This is a genomic window from Modicisalibacter sp. 'Wilcox' (genome assembly GCF_010993675.1).
Classification (GTDB): Bacteria; Pseudomonadota; Gammaproteobacteria; order Pseudomonadales; family Halomonadaceae; genus Modicisalibacter; species Modicisalibacter tunisiensis.
On record NZ_WNXF01000011.1, the window covers coordinates 72,092 to 95,606 of the forward strand.

At 63.7% G+C, this 23,515-nt stretch carries 16 protein-coding genes and 1 pseudogene; 12 read left to right on the plus strand and 5 right to left on the minus strand.

The window, feature by feature from the left end:
• Positions 1–186: 186 nt before the first annotated feature.
• From argA to glrR, 4 genes are all read left to right on the plus strand, one after another.
• On the plus strand, positions 187–1,500 hold the full coding sequence (gene argA / locus G7A98_RS11300; protein WP_163649779.1) for an amino-acid N-acetyltransferase: 1,314 nt from the start codon (positions 187–189) through the stop codon (positions 1,498–1,500).
• A gap of 828 nt (positions 1,501–2,328) precedes the next feature.
• Entirely contained in the window at positions 2,329–3,828 is a 1,500-nt protein-coding gene (locus G7A98_RS11305) for a HAMP domain-containing sensor histidine kinase (RefSeq protein ID WP_163649780.1), read from the plus strand.
• A gap of 4 nt (positions 3,829–3,832) precedes the next feature.
• The gene (locus G7A98_RS11310; RefSeq protein WP_163649781.1) at positions 3,833–4,357 is read left to right on the plus strand and encodes a hypothetical protein; all 525 of its coding nucleotides are present in this window, start codon (positions 3,833–3,835) and stop codon (positions 4,355–4,357) included.
• 70 nt (positions 4,358–4,427) lie between these two features.
• Positions 4,428–5,792: a two-component system response regulator GlrR gene (gene glrR / locus G7A98_RS11315; RefSeq protein ID WP_276207495.1), complete on the plus strand. Its 1,365-nt coding sequence runs from the start codon at positions 4,428–4,430 to the stop codon at positions 5,790–5,792.
• A 10-nt stretch (positions 5,793–5,802) separates the two neighbouring features.
• Here glrR and xseA read toward each other — a convergent pair whose 3' ends face one another.
• A complete protein-coding gene (gene xseA, locus G7A98_RS11320; protein WP_163649836.1) occupies positions 5,803–7,128 on the minus strand; it encodes an exodeoxyribonuclease VII large subunit in 1,326 nt (441 codons plus the stop codon).
• A gap of 256 nt (positions 7,129–7,384) precedes the next feature.
• Here xseA and guaB point away from each other — a divergent pair, with 256 nt between their 5' ends.
• From guaB to G7A98_RS11340, 4 genes are all read left to right on the plus strand, one after another.
• Entirely contained in the window at positions 7,385–8,854 is a 1,470-nt protein-coding gene (gene guaB, locus G7A98_RS11325) for an IMP dehydrogenase (protein WP_163649783.1), read from the plus strand.
• Between the two features lie 117 nt (positions 8,855–8,971).
• On the plus strand, positions 8,972–10,546 hold the full coding sequence (gene guaA, locus G7A98_RS11330) for a glutamine-hydrolyzing GMP synthase (RefSeq protein ID WP_163649784.1): 1,575 nt from the start codon (positions 8,972–8,974) through the stop codon (positions 10,544–10,546).
• A gap of 160 nt (positions 10,547–10,706) precedes the next feature.
• Complete coding sequence (locus tag G7A98_RS11335) at positions 10,707–12,314, plus strand: site-specific DNA-methyltransferase (RefSeq protein ID WP_163649785.1); 1,608 nt, start codon at positions 10,707–10,709, stop codon at positions 12,312–12,314.
• Between the two features lie 11 nt (positions 12,315–12,325).
• A complete protein-coding gene (locus G7A98_RS11340) occupies positions 12,326–15,013 on the plus strand; it encodes a DEAD/DEAH box helicase family protein (protein WP_163649786.1) in 2,688 nt (895 codons plus the stop codon).
• A 159-nt stretch (positions 15,014–15,172) separates the two neighbouring features.
• On the opposite strand, the gene G7A98_RS11345 is transcribed toward G7A98_RS11340, so the two are convergent.
• Both G7A98_RS11345 and G7A98_RS11350 read right to left on the minus strand, forming a co-directional pair.
• Positions 15,173–16,414: an FAD-dependent oxidoreductase gene (locus G7A98_RS11345; protein WP_163649787.1), complete on the minus strand. Its 1,242-nt coding sequence runs from the start codon at positions 16,412–16,414 to the stop codon at positions 15,173–15,175.
• Positions 16,415–17,214: 800 nt separating this feature from the next.
• Positions 17,215–17,754, minus strand: coding sequence for a hypothetical protein (locus tag G7A98_RS11350; RefSeq protein ID WP_205596262.1), 540 nt, complete (start codon positions 17,752–17,754; stop codon positions 17,215–17,217).
• Positions 17,755–18,177: 423 nt separating this feature from the next.
• Between G7A98_RS11350 and G7A98_RS11355 the strand changes: the two genes are divergently transcribed.
• Together G7A98_RS11355 and G7A98_RS11360 are read left to right on the plus strand one after the other, a co-directional pair.
• Positions 18,178–18,750 (plus strand): cytochrome b/b6 domain-containing protein, encoded by a 573-nt coding sequence (locus G7A98_RS11355; protein ID WP_163649788.1) that lies wholly within the window; start codon positions 18,178–18,180, stop codon positions 18,748–18,750.
• A gap of 283 nt (positions 18,751–19,033) precedes the next feature.
• Positions 19,034–20,725, plus strand: a complete 1,692-nt coding sequence (locus tag G7A98_RS11360; RefSeq protein ID WP_163649789.1) for a mechanosensitive ion channel domain-containing protein — start codon at positions 19,034–19,036, stop codon at positions 20,723–20,725.
• Positions 20,726–20,728: 3 nt separating this feature from the next.
• Here the strand turns inward: G7A98_RS11360 and G7A98_RS16730 are convergent, their stop codons facing one another.
• Both G7A98_RS16730 and G7A98_RS16735 read right to left on the minus strand, forming a co-directional pair.
• Positions 20,729–21,382 (minus strand): MFS transporter, encoded by a 654-nt coding sequence (locus tag G7A98_RS16730; protein WP_346427274.1) that lies wholly within the window; start codon positions 21,380–21,382, stop codon positions 20,729–20,731.
• Positions 21,383–21,404: 22 nt separating this feature from the next.
• A pseudogene (locus G7A98_RS16735) lies at positions 21,405–21,968 on the minus strand (MFS transporter); the annotation flags it as partial.
• 217 nt (positions 21,969–22,185) lie between these two features.
• Here G7A98_RS16735 and tmpT point away from each other — a divergent pair.
• Positions 22,186–22,851, plus strand: a complete 666-nt coding sequence (gene tmpT, locus G7A98_RS11370; protein ID WP_163649790.1) for a thiopurine S-methyltransferase — start codon at positions 22,186–22,188, stop codon at positions 22,849–22,851.
• Between the two features lie 113 nt (positions 22,852–22,964).
• Positions 22,965–23,513, plus strand: a complete 549-nt coding sequence (locus tag G7A98_RS11375) for a VOC family protein (protein ID WP_163649791.1) — start codon at positions 22,965–22,967, stop codon at positions 23,511–23,513.
• Positions 23,514–23,515: the final 2 nt, after the last annotated feature.

Below are 23,515 nucleotides of genomic sequence, written 5' to 3' on the forward strand. Positions count from 1 at the left end.
CGTTGTCGCCTCCCCGACGTCTGGCGCCGACTCTCCGCCTCACGCCTCACGCCTCACGCCTCACGCCTCACGCCTCGCACCAGTCCCGCCGTCTGCGTGCGTCTGATATAGTCGTGGGCCGGGCCCGTACCGCAACCCGCGGCCCGCACCTCCTGCCACTCATCTTCCGTCGGAGCTCCCCTGGCCGTGCAGACGCGCTTTCCCTTCGTCGACTGGTTCCGCAATTCCTCGCCCTACATCAACGCGCATCGCGGCCGAACCTTCGTCATCCTCATCGAGGGCGAGGCGGTGGCCAACGGGCGCGGCGAGCAACTGATCCAGGACCTGGCGCTGCTGCACACTCTGGGAGTGCGGCTGGTGGTGGTCTACGGCATCCGCCCCCAGGTCGGCGCGGCGCTGGCCGAGGCGGGGGTCGAGCCGGTACGCCATGACGGGCGCTGGGTCGCCGACGCCCCGATCATGCGCTGTGTCGAGCGCGTGGCCGCCGAGCAGCGGTTGTGGCTCGAGGCGCGGCTGTCGCTGGGGCTGCCCAACACGCCGATGCACGGCGTCGAGCTGACCGCGGTGTCCGGCAATCTGGTGATGGCCAAGCCGCTGGGCGTGCGCGAGGGCATCGACTTCGACCACAGCGGCGAGGTGCGTCGGGTACGTTCCGCCGCCGTCGAGGCGCTGCTCGAGCGCGGCTCGCTGGTCATCCTGCCGCCGCTGGGGTTTTCCAGCACCGGCGAGGTCTTCGATCTCGACGCCGCGGAGGTGGCCCAGCAGGCGGCCGTGGCGCTGAAGGCCGACAAGCTGATCCTGCTCGGCGAGGCCGAGGGTCTGCACGACGAGAGCGGGGCCCTGCTGCGGCAGCTGACGCCCGACGAGGCCACCTCGCTGCGGCGTGCCGCGGCGCCGGGCAGCGAGATGGCCCGCCATCTCGCCGCGGCCTGCGAGGCCGCCCGCCACGGGGTGGCGCGCACGCACCTGGTTTCCTGGCACGACCATGATGCCCTGATCGGCGAGCTGTTCACCCGCGACGGGGTGGGCACGATGATCACCCAGCACCGCTATGAACAGCTGCGCCCCGCCGAGCTCGGCGACGTCGCCGGGCTGCTCGAGCTGCTGCGCCCGCTGGAGGAACGCGGCATGCTGGTGGCGCGCTCCCGCGAACGCCTGGAGCATGAGATCGACGACTACCTGGTGATCGAGCGTGACGGCATGATCATCGGCTGCGCGGCGCTGCACCCGTTCGTCGACGCGGCCATGGCCGAGCTGGCCTGCGTCGCCGTGCACGGCGATTACCGGGGCGGCGCACGGGGCGCGCTGCTGCTCGCCGAGATCGAGCGGCGTGCCCGTCGGCGGGGCATCCGGGCGCTGTTCGCCCTGACCACCCATACCGCCCACTGGTTCTTCGAGCATGGCTTCCGCCTGGCCGACATCGACGCGCTGCCGCCGCTGCGCCGCGAGGCCTACAACCATGCGCGCAAGTCCAAGATCCTGCTCAAGCCGCTGGACTGACGGCTCCCGCCGCGGGACTCATGGCCGGGGCGATGGCCCCGGTGTCGCCCGAGAGTGACTGGCCCGCGTGTGATGTTTCCAGATAGCGACATCTCAAGTCATTGATTACCCTTTGTTTTTTCGAGAGTGCCGAAATCGCGTCGCCGAATGGCAACATTTTTTGGCGTCGATGACCCCGCCATCGGCCGACTTTTCGGTCGAGGCAAGCCGTGCCAGTTTTTTTGACGGTATAAGTTTTTGATTTTGTTTGTATTGTTAAAAAAGTGGCACGCCCTTCGCTATCTATAGGGTGAGCAACGGGAAGCGGTTCAAACGGCTCGATCCACTTCCCGGCTGAGCCAAGCGAGACACGGTCTTCGTCAGCTCAGCAGCGTCTGCTCCACGCGATGTGTGACTTAGGTTGCGATGAGACGGTACCGCCGATACGGCAAGGAAGGGTACCTAGAGGGCAAGGACGCCCTAGGCAAGGAAGCCACTCCCCCGGACAGGGGGACCCAATTACGGCGCGCCGCCACGGCGACGTGCCAACGGACGAAACCGGGCGGTCTGCCGCCCCAGTGGAGCCTCTGTCCCTGGCAGACGCAAGAAGCGGTTCCACGGTTTCGGGACTCTTCGGGAGTCCGATCGGAGTGTTCGCGAAGGCCCGGCCAGGCGGCCCTTGGTGAGGACTCACTTGACCCTTCAGTTCCCTGCGTACCTTGGGCCGGCTCTGCCGGCCCTCTTTTTTTGCAGGTCGAAGGCCCACGCCGACTTATCGAAGGTTAAGTCTGTTATGCTGTGCGGAGAGAATGAATGACTTTAGCCCTCTTTCTGCATAGAACGGTTTCCATGACCTCTCAGGTCTCTCGCCGCTGGCGCCCCAGATCCCTGCTGCAGCTGGTACTGCTGGCCTTCATGGTCGTGATGCTGCCGATCGCCGTGCTGATGTTCCAGGCGGGCGAGGGCATGTCGGAGCTGTCGCAGCTGGCCAATGTCAGTGCCCGCGAAGCGGTCGACCAGACGCGTCGGGCCCGCACCCTTTCCAACCTGGCCGTGGAGATGGAGCGCAGCGCCCGCCAGTACGCCGTGGTCGAACAGCCCGGCCTGATGGAGATCTTCGCCGACAAGGCCGACGAGTACGCCCGGCTGCTCGAGGCCCAGCGTCGGCTGCTGCCCGACAATCCCGACATCACCGCCCTGCAGGACCAGATTCAGACGCTGGCCGAGCTCCCCGGCAAGTCGCCGAAGGAAGTCCGCGACAGCCTCGACGAGTTCGCCAGCTTCGCCGACCGCACCGACGCGGTGCGCCAGGCCACCAACCTGCAGATCGACGCGCGCATCGACGCCATCAGCGACCAGGCCGGCGAGGTCCAGCGGCGCCTGTGGCTGCAGACGGCGGCGCTGGTCTCGGCGAGCCTGGCGCTGATGCTGCTGTTCACCTGGCTGATCATTCGCCCCATCCGCCAGCTGGAGCGGCGCATCCTCAGCCTCGGCAGCGGCCTCGAGCCGCCCTCGGCCCAGCTGATCCAGGGGCCGGCCGAGCTGGTGCGCCTGGGCGACCGCCTCGACTGGCTGTCCCAGCGGCTCAACGAACTGGAAGCCCAGAAGCAGCAGTTCCTGCGCCACATGTCCCACGAGCTCAAGACGCCGCTGGCCAGCGTCCGCGAGGGGACCGGGCTGCTCTGCGACGATGTCGCCGGCGAGCTGACGCCGCGCCAGCGGGAAATCGTCGAGCTGATCGACGCCAGCGGCGAGGAGCTGCAGACCCTGATCGAGCAGCTGCTCGACTACAACCTCCTGCAGCATAACCAGGGGGCGAGCAACGAGCGCTTCGACGTCGCCACGGTGATCAAGGAGGTGCTCGCCAAGCACCAGCTGGCGCTGGAGAAGAAGGGCATGCGGGTCAGCGCCTTCCAGGAGCCGCTGGACTGGTCCGCCGATCGCGAGCGGACCCTGCGCATTCTTGATAATCTGGTCTCCAACGCCATCGCCTATGGCGAGAATGGCGGCGAGCTGGAACTGCGCGCCTTTCGCCAGGGGCGATCGCTGATTCTCGAGGTGGCCAACAGTGGCGAGCCGATCGCCGACGACGATCGGGCGCGGCTGTTCGATGCCTTCTATCAGGGGCGGGCGCGGCGCAAGGGCGCGCTCAAGGGGTCCGGCATCGGTCTGTCGGTGGCTCAGGACTGCGCCCGGGCGCAGAACGGCCAGCTGATACTTGCCGACACTGACCCGCTGGCCGTGTGTTTTCGCCTGACCCTGCCCTGGAGCGCCGAGGCGCTCGCCGATAACGATAAAGAAGAGTTGCCGCCGCCCCTGCCGGCTGCGGCCGAATCTGCAAGGAACTGACTACATGAAGCATCCCGTTCTCGTGGCCGGCCTGCTGGCCTTCACGCTCGTTGCGTCGGGCTGTCAGTGGCTGCCGCAGCGCACCACGGCCTTCGCCAGCGATGACGCGCAGTGCCTGTCCGACATCCCCACGCTCGAGGAGCAGGCCTGCCTGCTGGACGCCTGGGTCGCCTTCGGCCTGGCCGCCCAGCGCGGCGGGCCCGAGTGGCGCCGCCAGACCCTCGAGAAGGTCGACGGCGACACGACCCGGGACCGACTGGCGCGTGCCGTGGTGTTCTCCTGGAGCGGCCGGGGCGACTGGAAGGCGGCCTCCGAGCTCTACAAGGCCGACCTGGCCATGGCGCCGAGTCGCCTGCAGCCACTGCTGCGCCAGTGGCTCAACGGGCTCGAGGCGCGTCGCTCGCTGGTCGAGGAGATCGACGACAGCGAGCATCAGCGTCAGGCCCTGGCCAGGGAACGGGACTCGCTGGCCAAGAAGCTCGATGCCCTGACCGAGATCGAGGAAAGTATCAATTCGCGCCAGCAGTGAACCGCGTCCCGACCACGAAAAGCGACGATAGCGGGGCGGGCTGGCGCCGCGAATGCCGAGGAGTGACGACGTGAAGCATGCGGCTCATGTTCTGCTGGTCGACGATGACGCCAGCCTGTTGAGGCTGCTGGGAATGCGCCTGGAAAGCCGGGGGTACCGGGTCACCACCGCGGAAAGCGGCCGCCAGGCGCTGGAGTGCCTGGAGCATGCCCGCCCCGACCTGGTGCTCTCGGACCTGCGCATGGACGAGATGGACGGCATGGCGCTCTTCCAGCAGCTGCAGAAGCGCATGCCGGGGCTGCCGGTGATCATCCTCACCGCCCACGGCTCGATTCCCGACGCGGTGAGCGCCACCCGCCAGGGCGTGTTCAGCTTCCTGACCAAGCCGGTGGACCGCGACGAGCTGTTCAAGGCGATCGACGACGCCCTGAGCCAGACCCCCGGCCCGGCGGCCGAGGGCGACAATGCCTGGCGCTCGGCGATCATCACCCGCAGCCCGCAGATGGAAACGGTGCTCGAGCAGGCGCGGATGGTTGCCGGCTCCGACGTCAGCGTGCTGGTCACCGGGCCCAGCGGCTCGGGCAAGGAGCTGCTGGCCAACGCCATTCACAAGGCCAGTAGCCGGGCCGACAAGCCCTTCGTCGCCATCAACTGTGGCGCGCTGCCCGAGCAGCTGCTGGAAAGCGAGCTGTTCGGCCATGCCAAGGGCGCCTTCACCGGCGCGGTCAGCCAGCACCAGGGGCTGTTCCAGTCGGCCGACGGCGGCACGCTGTTTCTCGACGAGATCGGCGACATGCCGCTGCCGCTGCAGGTCAAGCTGCTGCGCGCGCTGCAGGAGCGCCAGATCCGCCCGCTGGGCTCCACCACCTCGGTGCCCATCGACGTGCGCATCATCTCGGCGACCCACCGCGATCTGGACCGGGCGATGGCCGACGGCGACTTCCGCGAGGATCTCTACTATCGCCTCAACGTCGTCAACCTGCGCCTGCCGCCGCTCAAGGAGCGCGCCGAGGACGTGCCGCTGCTCGCCAAGCACCTGGTCACCCAGGCCGCCGAGCGCCACAAGCCGTTCGTCAAGGGCTTCTCCTCCGAGGCGCTCAACCTGCTCGCCTCCTGTGCCTGGCCGGGCAACGTCCGCCAGCTGGTCAACGTGGTCGAACAGTGCGTGGCGCTGACCAGCGCGCCGATCATCCCCGAAGCGCTGGTCGCCCAGGCGCTGGCCGCCGAGGAGAACGCGCTGCCCTCGTTCAACGAGGCGCGCGCCGGCTTCGAGCGCAGCTATCTGGTCAAGGTGCTCAAGATCACCGAGGGCAACGTCACCCAGGCCGCGCGCATCGCCGGGCGCAACCGCACCGACTTCTACAAGCTGCTCGGCCGCCACTCGCTGGAGCCCAGCGCCTTCAAGCCCGGCGCCGAGCCCGCCAGTCGCGCCTGAAGCCGGCGCGTCAGCGATAGCGCCGCTTGACCTCCACACTCAGCCGCCCCTCGCCGAGCCGTGCCTTGAGCCGCTCACCGGGGCGGGTGTCCTGTGAGCGCCGGATCACCTCGCCCTCGGCGTTCTCGAGAATCGCATAGCCGCGCCCCAGCACCGCCAGCGGGCTGACCGCCTGGAGCTCGCGCACCCGCGCGGCCAGCTGCTCGCGGCGGCGTTCCAGTTGCCGCGGCATCACGGCATGCAGACGCGCCTCCAGCGTGGCGAGCCGCTGCCGTGCCTGGGCCACGTCGCGTGATGGGTCGGCCGCGCCCAGCCGGCGGTGCAGCATTACCAGTCGTCGGCGCTCCTCGGCGAGGCGCCGGGCCAGGCCGCGTTGCAGGCGGGCGTCGAGGGCCTCGAGCCGCTGGCGCTGGCCGGCCAGCCGTTCGCCGGGGTGACGCAGCCGTGCCCGCAGGTGATCGAGGCGCTGATATTCGGCCTCGAGACGGCGCTGCTGGGCGTGAGCCAGGCGCCGGGCCAGGGCGGCCAGCCGCCGGCGCAGGTCGTGCTGGTCGGGCACCAGCTGCTCGGCCGCCGCCGACGGGGTGGGGGCGCGCATGTCGGCGGCGAAGTCCGCGAGGGTGACATCGACCTCGTGGCCCACCGCGGCCATCACCGGCAGCCGCGAATGAAAGATCGCCCGCGCCAGGTGCTCGTCGTTGAACGCCCACAGGTCCTCCAGGCTGCCGCCGCCGCGGGTTATCAGGATGGCGTCGAAGCGCGGGTCGGCATTGGCCAGGGCCAGGGCGCGGATGATCGCCGGCGCCGCCGCCTTGCCCTGCACCGGCACCGGCAGCACGCTGACCCGGGCCAGTGGCCAGCGTGCGGCCATCACCGCCAGCACGTCGCGGATCGCCGCGCCGGTGGGCGAGGTGATGACCACCAGATGCCGCGGCGGGCAGGGCAGCGGGCGCCGGTTGGCGAACACGCCCTCGGCGGCGAGCCGGTGCTTGAGGCGCTCGAAGGCGGCGAGCAGATCCCCCTGGCCGGCGGGCTGCACCGCCTCGACGATGAGCTGGTAGTCGCCGCGTGGCTCGAACAGCGACACCTTGCCGCGCAGGCGCACGCGGTCGCCGTTGTTCAGCGCTGGGGTGAAGCGGGCGCGGTTGCGGAACAGCGCGCACTTCACCTGGGCGCGGTCATCCTTCAGAGTGAAGTAGACATGCCCCGAGGCCGGCCGCGCCAGGCTCGAGACCTCGCCCTCCACCCAGCATTCGCCGAAGCCGCGCTCCAGCAGCATCCGCGCGCGGCGGTTGAGTTCGCTGACCGACAGGGTCTCGGGGGCGGTCTCCGGCATGGCGGCCTCGCTGACGATGAAACGGGAAGGGCAGTCTAGCATTCCGGGGGAGGGCAGCGTGCCGCGGGAGAATGCAGTGTCCGTCATGTCACCTTCGCCGCATCACAGCGCCCCCTTGCAGACTTGTCCCCGGATCGGCCCCTGGCGACAGCACTGTGCCAAGTCAAGGCTACATTGAGAGGAGAATGGGGCAGCGTTATAATGGTCGATTAACTTCTCTCCCCTCCCCACAATCTGCTCATTGGGTGATTCCGATATGCTACGTATGGCGCAAGAAGCTCTTACGTTCGACGACGTATTACTCGTACCCGGCTACTCGGATGTCCTGCCCAAGGACGTCAGCCTCAAATCCCGCCTGACCCGCAACCTCACGCTCAACATCCCGCTCGTCTCTTCCGCCATGGACACCGTCACCGAAGGCCGCCTGGCCATCGCCATGGCCCAGGAAGGCGGCATCGGCATCATCCACAAGAACATGACCATCACCGCGCAGGCCGCCGAGGTGCGCAAGGTCAAGAAGCACGAGAGCGTCATCGTCAAGGACCCGGTCACCGTCAGCCCCGAAGCCAAGCTCAAGGACCTGCTGGCGATGGCCGACGAGTACGGCTACTCCGGCTTCCCGGTGGTGGAAGGGGAGACCCTGGTGGGCATCGTCACCGGCCGCGACATGCGTTTCCAACCCGACCACAGCGATGACGTGGCGGCGATCATGACGTCGCGCGACAAGCTGGTCACCGTGCCCGAGGGCACCCCGCTCGATGCCATCAAGGTCAAGCTGCAGGAAAACCGCATCGAGAAGATCCTGATCGTCGATGACGCCTTCCGCCTGCGCGGCCTGGTCACCGTGCGCGACATCGAGAAGGCGCGCACCTATCCCAACGCCGCCAAGGACGCCGACGGCCGCCTGCTGGTCGGCGCCGCCGTGGGGACCGGCCCGGAGACTCCCGAGCGCGTCACGGCGCTGGTCGAGGCCGGCGTCGACGCCATCGTGGTGGATACCGCCCACGGCCACTCCCGCGGCGTGATCGAGCGGGTGCGCTGGGTGAAGGAGCATTACCCCGAGGTGCAGGTCATCGGCGGCAACATCGCCACTGCCGAAGCCGCCCGGGATCTCGCCGAGGCCGGCGCGGACGCCGTCAAGGTCGGCATCGGCCCCGGCTCGATCTGCACCACGCGCATCGTCGCCGGCGTCGGTGTGCCGCAGATCACCGCCGTCTCCAACGTCGCCGAGGCGCTCAAGCCCTTCAACATCCCGCTGATCGCCGATGGCGGCATCCGCTTCTCCGGCGACCTGGCCAAGGCGATCGCCGCCGGTGCCAGCACGGTGATGATCGGCGGCCTGCTGGCCGGTACCGAGGAAGCCCCGGGCGAGGTCGAGCTCTACCAGGGCCGTACCTACAAGGCCTACCGCGGCATGGGCTCGATGGGCGCGATGTCCCAGAGCCAGGGCAGTGCCGACCGCTACTTCCAGGACAAGTCCGAAGGCGCCGAGAAGCTGGTACCGGAAGGCATCGAAGGCCGCGTGCCCTACAAGGGCATGATGAGCGCCATCGTCCACCAGCTGATGGGCGGGCTGCGTGCCTCGATGGGCTATACCGGCTGCCACGACGTCGAGGAGATGCGCACCAAGCCGCAGTTCGTGCAGATCACCGGCGCCGGTTTCGCCGAGTCGCATGTCCACGACGTGCAGATTACCAAGGAAGCGCCGAACTATCGGGCCGGATAAGTCCCATCCGCGCTCGCTCGCAGGATTTTCGAACGGATCGAGCGAATCGGTCCGTTCGCAAGACACCGTTGTCCAGCGGCGCTGACCAGGCGCCGTTGCTTATTTAGAGAGCACCCGATGACCGACATTCACGCCCACAAGATCCTGATCCTCGACTTCGGCTCCCAGTACACTCAGCTGATCGCCCGTCGCGTGCGCGAGATCGGCGTCTACTCCGAGGTTCGCGCCTTCGACATCACCGAAGCCGAGATCCGCGAGTACAACCCCAACGGCATCATCCTCTCCGGGGGGCCGGAGTCGGTCTCCGAGCTGGGCTCGCCGCGCGCCCCCGAGTGCGTGTTCGAGCTGGGCCTGCCGGTGCTGGGCATCTGCTACGGCATGCAGACCATGGCCGAACAGTTGGGCGGCGCCACCGAGGGCTCCAACAAGCGCGAGTTCGGTTACGCGCAGATCAAGGTAGCGGGCGATGACGACCTGCTCGGCGGCATCATGGACCACGTCGACCACGACGGCAGCGCGCTGCTCGACGTGTGGATGAGCCACGGCGACAAGGTCGCCCGGGCGCCCGAGGCGTTCAACGTCACCGCCTCCACGCCGAGCTGCCCGATCGCCGCCATGACCTGGCCCGAGAAGCGCTTCTACGGCGTGCAGTTCCACCCCGAGGTGACCCACACCCTGCAGGGCCAGCGCATCCTCGAGCGCTTCGTGCTGGAGATCTGCCAGGCCGAGCGGCTGTGGACCCCGGCGCAGATCATCGAGGACCTCTCCGAGCGCGTGCGCGAGCAGGTCGGCGACCGCCACGTGCTGCTGGGGCTTTCCGGCGGAGTGGATTCCTCGGTGGTCGCGGCGCTGTTGCACAAGGCGATCGGCGACCAGCTGACCTGCGTGTTCGTCGACAACGGCCTGCTGCGCAAGGACGAGGGCGACCACGTGATGGAAACCTTCGCCCGCCACATGGGCGTGCGGGTGATCCGCGTCGACGCCGAGGACGAATTCCTCGGCAAGCTCAAGGACGTCCACGACCCCGAGGCCAAGCGCAAGATCATCGGCAACACTTTCATCGACGTGTTCGACCGCGAGGCGGCCAAGATCGACGGCGTGGACTTCCTCGCCCAGGGCACCATCTACCCGGACGTGATCGAGTCCGCCGCCAGCAAGACCGGCAAGGCCCACGTCATCAAGTCGCACCACAACGTCGGCGGCCTGCCCGAGACCATGAAGCTCAAGCTGGTCGAGCCGCTGCGCGAGCTGTTCAAGGACGAGGTGCGCAAGCTCGGCCTCGAACTCGGCCTGCCCTACGACATGGTCTACCGCCACCCCTTCCCGGGGCCGGGCCTGGGCGTGCGCATCCTCGGCGAGGTGAAGAAGGAATACGCCGACATCCTGCGCGAAGCCGACGCCATCTTCATCGAGGAACTGCACAACGCCGACTGGTACCACAAGACCAGCCAGGCGTTCGCCGTGTTCCTGCCGGTGAAATCCGTCGGCGTGGTCGGCGACGGCCGCCGCTACGAATGGGTCATCGCCCTGCGCGCCGTCGAGACCATCGACTTCATGACCGCCCGCTGGGCGCACCTGCCGTACGAGCTGCTCGAGAAGGTCTCGAACCGCATCATCAACGAGATCAGCGGCGTATCGCGGGTGACCTACGATGTGAGCAGCAAGCCGCCCGCGACGATCGAGTGGGAGTGATAGGGGTAAAGGAAAGCTGTGAAACGTTAATAAAAGCGCCCGCCAACAAGCGGGCGTTTTTCATCAAGCAGTGTAAGCCTATGTTGCCACTTGGTATGCTGGTAACGCTTTGTACAGCTTCCACCGATAAAGTAATCTGACTCGAGAAGAAAGAACATCCATGCCCACGCTCAACTGGATCGGTAAAGATGCCGTTGTCACTCATCATAAAAAGGTGCCGTATCGCCTTCTGGAACCTGTTCCTGAACTGGATGGTGGTGGCAAGGATAGCGGTAACCTGATTGTGCAGGGTGATAACCTTCATGCGCTTAAGGCACTGTTGCCGCGCTACGCGGGCAAGGTCAAGTGTATTTATATTGACCCTCCCTACAATACTGGGAATGAAGGCTGGGTGTACAATGATAATGTTAATAGCCCAGAAATTCGCCAGTGGTTGCATGAGGTAGTCGGAAAAGAAGGGGAGGATCTTTCACGTCATGATAAGTGGCTATGTATGATGTATCCTCGCTTGAAGCTGCTGAGAGAACTTCTGAGAGATGATGGCGTCATTTTGGCCTCTATCGATGATGTGGAAGTCGGTAATTTCAGGTTATTGATGGATGAAATTTTTGGGATTAATCATCGAATCGCAACTATAGCATGGAGGACTAGGAATACAGATAATAGGGTTAAGACAAAGCTATCTCCAGATCATGAGTACATACTTGTTTATGGAAAAACAAAATCTGGAGCTATCGAGGGTCGAGAGATAGACCGGTCTAGCTTTAAAAAAGATGACGGAGATGGACGTGGCCCTTACGTTACGGACCCTCTCAAGGGTAAGGCCACGAAAAAAGAAAGGCCTAACCTTCATGATTATAGTATGAAGCAGCCAGGGACTGATAATGTTTGGGATCCGGACCCTGCAAAAGGGTGGATTACAAACAAAGAAGGTTATGAGAAACTTCTTAAGGAAGATAAGATATGGTGGCCGCCTAATTCTAAAAGAGGTTGGCCTAGAAAGAAGAGGTTTTTGACGGAAGTTCAGGATCGGATGCCTGCTTCTTCTTTTTGGTCCGATTTTAATACTCATTCTGGCGCAAGAGAGTTAGATGAAATACTCGATGAAAGGGTTTTTGCTTTTCCGAAGCCTTTAGGAGTTGTTAGAAGGATAATAAGCTATTGCTGCCCTAAGGACGGCATAGTGTTGGACTCATTTTCAGGAACAGGAACAACTGCTCATGCAGTCATGGAGCAGAATGCTGAAGATGGAGGCGATCGGAAGTATATTCTTGTCGAGATGGATAAATCTATTGCCGAAAATGTTACGGCGGAGCGGGTTAAACGTGTGGCCGAAGGCTACAAAGATAATAACGGAAACGCTATTGAGGGGTTGGGCGGTGGTTTTCGGTATTACCGTCTGAGTGATGAGCCGATGTTCGATGCCTTCGGCCAGGTACGTGATGACGTCACGTTCGAGCAGCTGGCGGAATTCGTCTGGTTCAAGGAAACTGGCACCGGATTGCCACCCCAGAAAACGGGGGAGAAACGTTTCACCTCGCCCTTGCTCGGTATTCATGAAGGGCAGGCCATTTATCTACTGTTCAACGGTATTCTGGGCGACAAAAGCGTGAAAGGAGGTAATGTGCTGACGGGCCCGGTGCTGGATAGCCTGCCAGCCCATGATGGCCCCAAGACTCTCTATGCGGCGGCCTGTCGTCTGGGAGCCTCGCGCCTGCGCCGTGAACAGATCGTCTTCAAGCAAACGCCCTACGCCCTCGATCAATAAACAGGTGGACCATGGCCGGATTCGTTGCAAAATCCTATCAGCAGCAGGCACTCGATTCACTGCTGGCCTACTTGAAGGCTTGTCGGGAACTGGGGGATGCAGATACCGCGTTTTATCAGACAACGAGAGCGCTTTGGGGACAAGGAGTTCCCTATCGTCCTCTAGCGGGTTTTAACCCCGCGATGCCGTACTTTTGCCTACGTATTCCGACCGGTGGCGGCAAGACGTGGCTAGCGGCACGATCGATTGGCATGGTGAATGCGCATTTGCTTCATGTTTCCCACAGCGTGGTGCTGTGGTTAGTGCCTTCCAATGCCATTCGCGAGCAGACGCTCAAGGCGCTCAAAGACCCTCGGCATCCTTATCATGCTGCCCTGAGTGATGCCGGACCGGTCACGGTCATGGATATCGACGAAGCGAAGAGCGTGACACCCGGCACCCTTTCCAGCAATACAGTCATCATTGTCTGTACGCGGCAAGCCTTCCAAGTTGAAGAAACTGAAAGCCGCAAGGTCTATGAGTCGAGCGGCGCGTTGATGGGGCATTTCGACAATCTGGCGGCTGAGCAGAAGGAAAAGTTGCTCCGTAGCGAGGATGGCGCCACGGTGCCATATTCTCTAGCCAATGTGCTGCGCCTACACCGTCCATTCGTGATCGTTGATGAAGCACACAACAATCGCACCGCGTTGGGGTTCGAAACGCTTCGCCGCCTGAACCCTTCCGGTATTTTGGAACTCACCGCGACGCCGGATACCACGCATACGCCCAGTAATGTGCTGCATAGTGTGTGGGCCGCCGAGCTGAAAGCCGAGGAAATGATCAAGCTGCCAATCCGCCTGGAAACCCAGCCGGAGTGGCAAAAGTGCCTCAGTCAAGCCATTGCCTGGCGTGGTGAGTTGCAAGGGCGAGCCGATGCTGAATGCCGCCAAGGCGCGAACCCTCTTCGCCCGATTGTGTTGATCCAAGCTGAGCCGCGTCGTGCGGGGCACGAAACCCTGGATGTCGAAACACTGTGGCAAGAGTTACAGGATAACCATCAAATTCCGGTTGAGTGCATCGCACGGGCAACCAGTGAATACAAAGAACTGGAAGCGCTGGAACAGACCTATGCAAAAGGCATCCTGGACCCTGATTGCCCAGTGACATTCGTTATTACGCAACGGGCCTTGGCCGAAGGGTGGGATTGCCCATGGGCGTATATCTTGGTGAGTATGGCGGAACTGCATTCCTCAACGGCGGTGGAGCAGCTTCTAGGGCGTGTGCTGCGCCAGCCAGAAGCTAAGGCCAGGCCGGATAGTGTACTGAACCAATCCTACGCCTACGTTGTATCACGCAGCTTCCGAGATACGGCTGATAGCCTGCGTGATAGTTTGGTCAAAGGGGCCGGATTCGAACGCCGGGAAGCGCGGGAGTTTGTCGAAGCCACGCAACCGCAACAGACACCATTCGATTTCGAGCGTTTTGAGGCACGTGCCACGTTCAAACCGATCCCTGTGACACTGAAGACTAAGCCCGCCAAGCGTGATCTCAACAAGTTGGGCGATAAAGTGACATGGGAGCCCAAGACCAAGACGCTGACCATTCAAAAACCGTTGGACGATGCTGATTCTGAGGCGGTGACACAGGCGGTAAGCTCGGATGAAGATCGTGAAGTGGTAGTGCAGGCAGTCAAAGAGAGTCGAACACAAGCTAGTTTCGAGCATTTTCAGACACCTTCGGAATTGGGTAAGCCGTTAGCCGTACCGCAAATGGGGTTGCGCGTTCAGGGAGAATTGCAGCTCTTCGATGACCCGGAAGTGTTGAACTATCCGTGGGATATTTCACTGTATGATGCCGACCCGACGACGGCACAGCGGCAACGTCTCGAAGGCAACGGTGTGGCGGAGGTCGGTAAGATTGACACCGACGACAACGCTGGGCGCCTCAATGTCGATTTCATGCAAGGGGTAACGCACGATCTGGCGCTGAGCTATCAGCCGGAACACTTCAATGATGTCGATTTGGTGGCCTGGTTATGTCGCAACTTGCCCGATCAGACGCTAACGCATGAAAGCAAGCGTGCCTTTGTCACTCGATGGGTCCAAGGGCTTTTGAAACTTGATACCCTGAATCTTGCGTATCTTAATTCACATAAGTTCTTGCTGCGTGAGATGCTTGAGCAACGCGTTGATGAGTTGCGTCAACTTGCGGTGAAGCAAGCGTATCAAGACTCTCTGTTCAATAGCAATGACAAGGTAGATGTCGTAGTCGGTGAGGTGGGGATGGAATTTGAGTTTCCCCCCTATGGTTATGCACCTAATCGGGTATATGATAACCGATTTGGTCATATAATTTTTCGGCACCATTACTATGGTCAGGTTGGTGATTTTGACAGCAAAGAGGAATTCGAATGTGCCGTCTGGCTGGACGACCAAGCTAGCAAAGGAAATATCGAATTCTGGGTGCGTAACTTGGACCGCAAACCGGCTTGTGCCTTCTTTCTACAAAAATCCGATAGCAAGTTCTGGCCGGATTTTGTCTGTAAATTACCCGATGGAACGATTTTAGTTGTCGAATACAAGGGCGGTGATCGTTACTCGACGGACAAAGCTAAGGAAGATCGCATGATCGGTGAGCTGTGGGCTAAGGAAAGTCAAGGCCGAGCAAGATTTGTTATGGTCACCAATCGTGATTGGGATTCTATTGTTTCTCTTATGTAAGTGGGTATGGTTGGGGGAGTGAGCTATGTAATGCCCCCTAGTTTCTGCACCCTAAGCGGCTAATGCTGGGTGTTCTCGGCTTGACCGCTCGTACAGGCATCGTTGCTATCTTTCGAAGCGGGCGCCTCAAGGGCGCCCGATTTCGTCATAGCCTCACCTTCAGAAGCGGTCAACGCGGAACGGGGCCATATCCACCGCAGGCGCTTCGTCATCCATCATCTGGGCGAGCAGTTCGCCGGTGGCCGGGCCCAGGGTAAAGCCCTGATGGCCGTGACCGAAGGCGAGCCACAGCCCATCCTTGTCGGGGGCCGGGCCGATCACCGGTTTCATGTCGGGCATGCAGGGCCGCGCGCCCTTCCAGGGCTGGCTGTCGCGACGCTTGCCCAGCGGGAACAGCTTGCGTGCCACCTTCTCGGCGGCGGCCAGCTGCTTGTACTGGGGCGGCGAGTTCAGGTCGGCCAGCTCGGCGCCGGTGGTCAGGCGAATCCCGGCGCGCATCGGCTCGAGCAGGAATCCCTTCTCGGCATCCATCACCCAGTGGTTGAGCTTGGCCTCGTTTTCGGCGGAGTAGTGCATGTGGTAGCCGCGTTTCACGAACAGCGGCACTTTCATGCCCAGCCTCGCCAGCAGTTCACCGGTCCAGGGGCCCATGGCCACCACCACCTGCTCGGCTTCCAGATCCCCCTCGCTGGTCTTGACCTGCCAGCCACCCTCAACCTGGAGCACGTCCTCGACGCTGGCCTGCTTCACCTGGCCGCCCTGTTCGGCAAAACTGCGGGCGTAGGCCTGCACCAGGCCGCCGGGGTCCGAGACCATCCAGGGCTGCGTCCAATGGATCGCCCCGATCAGCCCCTTGCCCAAGTGCGGCTCCTTGGCGTAGAGCGTCTCGGCGTCCAGCACGTCATACTCGACCCCGAAGCGCTCGTGGTTTTCCTGGGCGACTTGCTGGCGTTCCTCGAATTCCTTGCGGGTGCGGTAAAGCTCCAGCCAGCCGCCCTTGCGCACCAGTGCCTCGGCACCGGCGGCCTCGATCATCGGCGCGTGGGCCTCCTGGCAGCGCATGATCAGCGATGCCCATTCGCGCACGATGCGCGCGTAGCGCTCACCGCTCGAGTTCAGCCAGTACTCCAACAGCGGGCCCGCCGCACTCATCATGCCGGTAGGACGGTAGCGGATGTCCACCTGGCGGTTGGGCAGCACCCGCAGCAAGGTACCGATATCGTGCGGGAAGGCGTAGGGGCGCACCGCCTCGCGCTGGATGATGCCGGCATTGCCGAAGGAGGTCTCGAGCCCCGGCTCGCGGCGGTCCACCAGCGTGACGTCATGGCTGCGACGCACCAGGTGCCAGGCCACGGATACGCCGACCATGCCGGCACCCAGAACGATGATATTGCGGGCCATGAAAGTCTCCTTGCCAGTGGATACGAAGTGCTCCGCTGGAGCAGAGCCGTCATGCGAGGGAGTTTATCAATACTTCCCAGAAAATCGGCTAGGTGCTGATAATTAAGATGTTAATCCTGTTTTATGGGGATAGTGCCGAGTATTTTTCCAGGATAATGGCGATGGAAAGGCGTTGTTTCCGTAACGGGTTCCTGGGCCTGCACGCGGCGGCATTACCGGGTCTGTGACGCCCTCCAGATGGCCTTGTTGCACCGGAAGTTGCCCCAAGGGGTAAACGTGCACACCGGCCGTGGCAGCCAGTACGGCTCGATCCTGATCTACGAGGATGCCGAGAAGGCGGTCGAGGTGCGTCTGGACGAAGGCCGCGAGACGGTATGGCTGATCCAGCGGCAGATGTCCGCACCTTTTGACAAGGGTATTCGGGCGATCAATGAGCACGTTCTGAACGTCTACGACGAAGGTGAGCTGGTGCGAGAACCAACTATCCGGAAATTCCGGGTCGTTCGTCAGGAGGGTTCACGTCAGGTCGATCGAGGCCTATACCCTCGGTCACGGCGCGATGGGCATCCTGCATATCTGCGGTCTTTCGCATTTCCCGAGCCCCTGGTAGCAACACGAATCGCTCGAATGTCATCGCGGGGTCAACCTCGGCGTCGCGATCAACAGGCTCGTCGCATTCGCCTTGAATACATCGGAAAACCGTGGCGAGTTTTCTTGGGCGCAAATTGGGCGCGAACACCCCAGTCGCTAGGGGTGTTCGCTCCCAATCGGGTCACTTCACGATCATGGTTCGTTTCCGGTCAGAAGTTGATACCCATGCCGATGGTGTAGGCCCAGGCGCCATCGTCGATGTTGTCCTGGGCGCTGTTGCTGCTGTCGAACAGGAACTGGTACTCGGCCCTGCCCTGGATGAAGGTACTCGGCAGCATGTAGTACTTGAGGCCGGTTTCCAGACCGGCGATGCCGGTGTCCTTGACGCCGTCGCCATAGATGCCGCCGAGCGAGGCACCCACGAAGGGCCGGGCCGCGCTGCTGCCGAAGTGGTAATCGGCAAAGCCCCGGGTGCTGCCATTCCAGGTGTTGTCACTCTCGCCTTGCACGTCAGCAAAGTTGACGCTCTGACGAAGCCCCACCAGCGTGCGATCGGACAGGTACCAGCCGTAGTCGCCGGAAACGCCAAAGCTGCCGTTGTCGAAGTCCTTGTTGCTGGTACCGGTCCCGGAGATGGAGAACTCCCTGTCACCCGTTGCCGGGCCTACCCCTTGGGCCATGGCAGAGGAGGCAAACAGAAGAGATGCCCCAACCAGCATGGGCAGAGAAGCATTTGCAAAAGTATTCATGATAACACCCCTTGGTAATGTCCGTATTTGATCCAGTCTGTTGTCCTCTGGTGGGATCGCGTATCCGAACTCCTTGGCGTCCACACCATGCTGCCGACAACGGCCACGATGTTTCTGCGATCGATTCCTTTTTGTTGAATGTTGCCGGAGAGCCTTGCGGTCACTCCCCAGTGTAGAAGGCGTCGGTATTTTGCAAATAACAATTTTAGCTCTTCGCGGGTCAGCGTGAGTCGTTCGGGATGGGGGCGAGGGCGGATGGAGGAACGACGGTCAAGCCGATCTGTCTCCCCCATTCCCTTAAGCTAAAGCTAAGATAGCGGTGGTATCACTACATTCGGCGAGTCGTGGATCGCCGGAGCGCGCCACGCCGGCAGGCCCGGAAACAGGGTCGTCGGCTCGATACGTAACGTGGGGGAAGGGCGAATGAACGTAGTGGGCACCACCATGGGGTATTTCCGGGAGCGCCAGACACCGCTCGTGCTGGCGTTTCACCTGACCGTGCTGTCGATGGTGATCGGCCAGATCATCCTCAGCAATTTCATGGGATTCACCCGGACGGGCGAGGTGGCTAGCCAGCTCCCCGAGCGCTATGGCACCTGGCTGCATATCGGCATGGGGCTGCTGCTGGTGCCGATCTCGCTGATCTTCCTGTTCGCGGTGATCCGGCATCGCGGCCTGCGTTACTACTTTCCCTGGCTGGTGGGCAATGTCGCGCCGTTGATGGCTGATCTGCGCACGCTGCTGCGGCTGCGCATGCCGGAGCCGGGCCCCGGCGGGCTGGCGGCCATCATGCACGGCCTGGGGCTGGGGGCGCTGCTGCTTGTGGTGTTCTCGGGCTTCACCTGGTTCATTTCCTGGAGCTATCACCTGCCCTGGGCGCCTCAGGCGGGATCGGTCCATGCCCTGCTGACCGGACTGATCGAGGCCTACATCATTGGCCACGGTGCCATGGGCATCCTGCATATCTTCTTCCGTTCACGTTTCCCCAGCCCGTAACAGGCGCTGCTGCCGGCGTCCCGTCCGACTATCCTCGCTGCCCTCCGCCTCTGGCCGGAGGGCTTTTTTGTGCCTGCCCGCATGACGAACCTGGTGTCACTCAGCCTGACCTCAATCGTCAGTATTTGCTGACTCATGTTGTGGACGCCCCGCCAGCCGGTGGGCTGTACTTGAACGGTGACCGGCCCGGAAGGCCGGTCGGCAGGCGCGGCCCGCCGGACCGGGATTGGCTCGGCGGGCGGTGGATGACACGGATGACCCACTGAATATCGGTAAGGGACGCATGACGAAAAACGATTCGTGGCGGCTGTGGCTGGTCGCTGCAGTGGCGCTGGTATTTTCCAGCCTGTGCATGGCGCAACCTCAGGACGAGGAGGACAAGTCGGAGCTCTGGTTCTCCGTCGATTCGCTGAATGCGGGCCTGGGCGAGGCGCCCAAGGTGGTCAAGCGGTCGACCCCGCGGGAAGCGATCCGGAGTTTTCTGGAGTTGACGAAACAGGAGAATTTCGGCGCGGCGGCGCATATTCTTAACCTTTCCGAGCTGGAACCGGCGGAGCAGCGCAAGCGCGGCGGCACGCTCGCCATGCAGCTGGCCGAGGTGCTCAGGCGAGGCGAATGGCTCGAGGTGTCCAGCCTGCCCGGTCGTCAGGATGCCGCGACCGAGCATGCGGCAGACAAGCGCCCCCATGCGGGCAAGCCGCGTCGCAACATCAAGCTGGCCTCGCTCACCGCCGAAGGGGAGGTCTATGACATCCGGCTGGGCCGCTATCGGGTGGGCGAGCAGGAGCCGGTGTGGCTGGTCATGCCGGACAGCGTCGCGTCGGTGCCGCTGCTCTACGAGAAGTACGGCCCCTCCTTCCTGGAGTCGTACCTTCCCAAGCCCCTGAAGACGGCGTTCGGGCCGCTCAAGCTCTGGGAGTGGATCGCCATTCCCCTGGTGCTGGTGGCGGTCGGTCTGACGGGCTGGTGGATCTACCGGCTCGTCGGCCTGATCAAGCGTTTTCTGCCCTCAGGCGCGGTCAGCATCTTCGCCAGCCAGATCCGCATGCCGATGGCGCTCATCGTCATGTCGCTGGTGACCCAGGCGCTGCTGGACTATGTGGTGTCCTTCTCGGCGGTGGTCACCACCACCTTCCGGGTGCTGTTGATCGCCATCATGGCCTGGGGCGCGGGGACCATCGCGATTCGTCTCGTCGATACCCTCATGCTGCGCATGACGCGGCGCTTGATGGGGACTATCGACGACACCAAGCACAAGGACGATCGCAAGCTGCTGACCACGCTCTATGCGCTGCGGCGGTTGATCATCCTGGTCACGGTCACCGCCGTGACGGTCTACGTGCTGAGCCAGATCCGGCTCTTCGAGACGCTGGGCATGTCGCTGCTGGCCTCGGCCAGTGTGCTGACGGTGCTGGTGGGTATCGCCGGCCAGGCCGTGCTGGGCAACATCCTGTCGTCGTTTCAGCTGTCGCTGGCCAAATCCATCCGCATCGGCGATCTGGTGATGTTCGAGGGCCAGTGGTGTCATGTGGAAGGCATCTTCTACACCTTCATCCGCCTGCGTTCGTGGAACGAGCGGCGGGTGATCGTGCCGGTCACGTACTTCGTCTCCAAGCCGTTCGAGAATCTCTCGGTCAAGAACGCCAAGGAGTACCGCAGCCTGGTGCTGACCGTGCACCTGAGTGCGGATATCCCGTGCCTGCGGGAGAGATTCATGGAATATGCCCAGGAAGAAGAGAGCGTCATCGAGCATCACAAGCTGTGCTGTTACGTGACGGGGCAGACCGGCATGGCACAGACGTTCAGCTGTTACCTGATGACCTCGGATCCCTTCGCCGGCTGGGTGGCGGAGATGAACATCCGCGAGCGGTTGATGAGCTTCATCCGTGAGCAGCATCCCGAGTGGTGGCCCCGCGAGGGGATGGTCGTCAGCCGCGAGGGCCTCGGGGAGGAAGGCTCCGGCCGGGAGCGTTGACGCTCAGGCAGTGTCCTGATGCGCTTGCCGCCGGGCTGCGCGCCGGGCACGCAGCACCAGCAGGCCGCCGATGGCGGCGGCGATCACCCCGGAAACGGCGCCCACGCCCAGCGCCCAGCGCGGTCCGGCATGATCGGCGATCCAGCCGACGATAGGGGCGCCCACCGGCGTGCCGCCCATGGTCACGGCGATGCGCAGGGCCATGATGCGCCCGCGCATGGTCGGCTCGGTGGCCAGTTGCAGCAGCGCGGTGGCGGTGGTGTTGAAGGTCAGCGCCGAGAAGCCGATCAGCACCAGTGCCTCGGCGAACGGCCAGGGGCCGGGGGCCAGGGCGGCGAGGGCGCAGCCGAGGCCGAAGGCCAGGGTGGCAAGGCCGAGCAGGCGTATGCGCGGGCGCTCGCGGCGGGCGGCAAGCAGGGCGCCGCTCACCGAGCCGAGGGCCAGGCAGGAGCTGAGCAGGCCGTACTGGCCGGAGTCGCCGCCGAACACGCGGACCGACATGGTGGAGATGTAGATCGGGAAGTTGAAGCCGAAGGTGCCGATCAGCGCCAGCATTACCAGCATCCACAGCAGGTCGCGGCGGCGGCCCACGTAGCGGAAGCCCTCGGTCACCCCGCCGGCGGCGCGCCGGGCGTTCGACCCGGTGCAGCTCGGCACGGCGCAGGCGGCTCAGTGCGACCAGCATCACCGCGAAGGAGGCGGCGTTGATCAGGAACACCCAGCCGGTGCCCACGGCGGCGATCAGCAGGCCGGCCACGGCAGGGCCGATCATCCGCGCGCTGTTGAAGGAGGTGGAGTTGAGTGCCACGGCGTTGGCCAGGTAGCGCTCGCCCACCAGGTCGTTGACGAAGGTCTGCCGAGCCGGTGCGTCGAAGGCGCTGACGCAGCCCAGTCCGAGCGCGAAGGCGTAGACCTGCCACAGCGTCACCACACCGGTCACGGTAAGCAGCCCCAGACCCAGCGCCAGCAGGCCCTGCAGGGTCTGGGTGAGACGGATCAGCCGGCGGCGGTCGAAACGGTCGGCGGCGTAGCCGGTCAGCGGCAGCAGCAGAAGCTGCGGGCCGAACTGCAGCGCCATGGTGATGCCCACCGCACTGGCGTTGTTGGCGGTCAGCACGCTGAGCACCAGCCAGTCCTGGGCGACCCGCTGCATCCAGGTGCCGATGTTGGAAACCAGCGCGCTGACGGCCCACAGCCGGTAGTTGTAGACGCGCAGCGAGCGGAACAGGCGGGTGTCGCTCATGCGTGGATTCGTCTCGGGCGGTCGGTGCGGGCGAGGGGAGAGCGGCGAGAGGCGACGGGGCAGGGCATGGCGGTGTTCCGGTAGCGGGCAGGAAAGGCGGCGAGGGGTCGCATGGTGTGCCGGTAGGCTACCAGATTGCGCGTCGGGCCGGCGGGTGCCATCCCTCGGGCGTGTGCGGCATACTCGGGGCTCTCTGATCCTCAACCGGAGTAGCTCGATGGAACCCGACTTCTGGCGGTCCCGCTGGCAGAACGCCCAGCTGGGCTTTCACCTGCCCTTCGTGCACCCGATTCTCGAGCGCCACCTGCCCGGCTTCGACCTGCCGGCCGGGGCGCGGATCTTCGTGCCGCTGTGCGGCAAGACGCGCGATATCGGCTGGCTGCTGGCTCAGGGGCACGAGGTGGTGGGGGCGGAACTGAGCGAGCTGGCGGTCGGCCAGCTGTTCGAAGAGCTCGATGTCGAACCGACGATCGATGACTGGAAAGGTGGACGACGCTGGCATCACGGCGGGCTGACCGTCTTCCAGGGCGACATCTTTGCGCTGCCGGCCGGGGCGCTGGGCCGGGTGGACCTGGTCTATGATCGCGCGGCGCTGGTGGCGCTGCCGGAGCCGATGCGCAAGACCTACGTGGCCAAGGTGCTGGCGCTGTCGGGCGAGGCACCGCAGCTGCTGATCACCTTCGAGTATGACCCGCGGGAGATGGACGGGCCGCCGTTCCCGGTGCTGCCGGACGAGCTTCACCGCCTCTACGATGGCGCTTACACACTGACCGAGCTGTCGCGCAAGGATGTCATCGCCCATCAGGCGCGCTTTCGCGAGGCGGGCGTGACGCGCTTCATGGAAGTCGCCTGGCGGCTGGAGCGTGTCGAAGCCGCTGTCTGATGGTGGGCCGATCTCCGGCATCGCGAGAGATAGCGAGGGCATGTGGGTTGGCGGGCAGTCATCCGGGGACTCTGCCAATCTTGTCGGAGGACTCCTGGAGAGCGGGGATCGTCATGCGCTGGCGAGGCATCAATCACGTCGAGTTCTCGGTGCTCGACTACGAAGCGTCCGTGGCCTTCTTCGACCGGATGTTCGGCTGGCTGGGTTACACCAGCTTCTGGACGCTGGATATCGGGTATCGCTCCACCTACTACATGGCGCGCTTTCCCGTCCCGCACAGCTATATCGGCATCCAGCCGGCACGCAGTGGGGCGAGGCTCGAGCACGCGGCGCGCGCCACCGGGATCCACCACGTCGCACTCTGGGCCAGAAGCCGACGCGAGGTGGATGCGTTCCACCGGCAGTTCCTGGTGCCCAACGACGTGCCGGTCAGCGACCCGCCCGCCGAGTACACGGTCTATGCGCCGGGCTACTACGCGGTGTTCTTCGACGATCCGGTCAACGGCATCCACTGGGAGCTGGCGCATATCCCGCGGATTCCCTCGCCACGGGCCTACCTGCGCTGGAAACGCGCGCTGCGCGACGCGGTCGCCGATCATCCAACCCGACGCCGCTCCCCGGCGCGGGCGGCCATGCGGCCGCTGCCGGGGCGGCAACGATGACG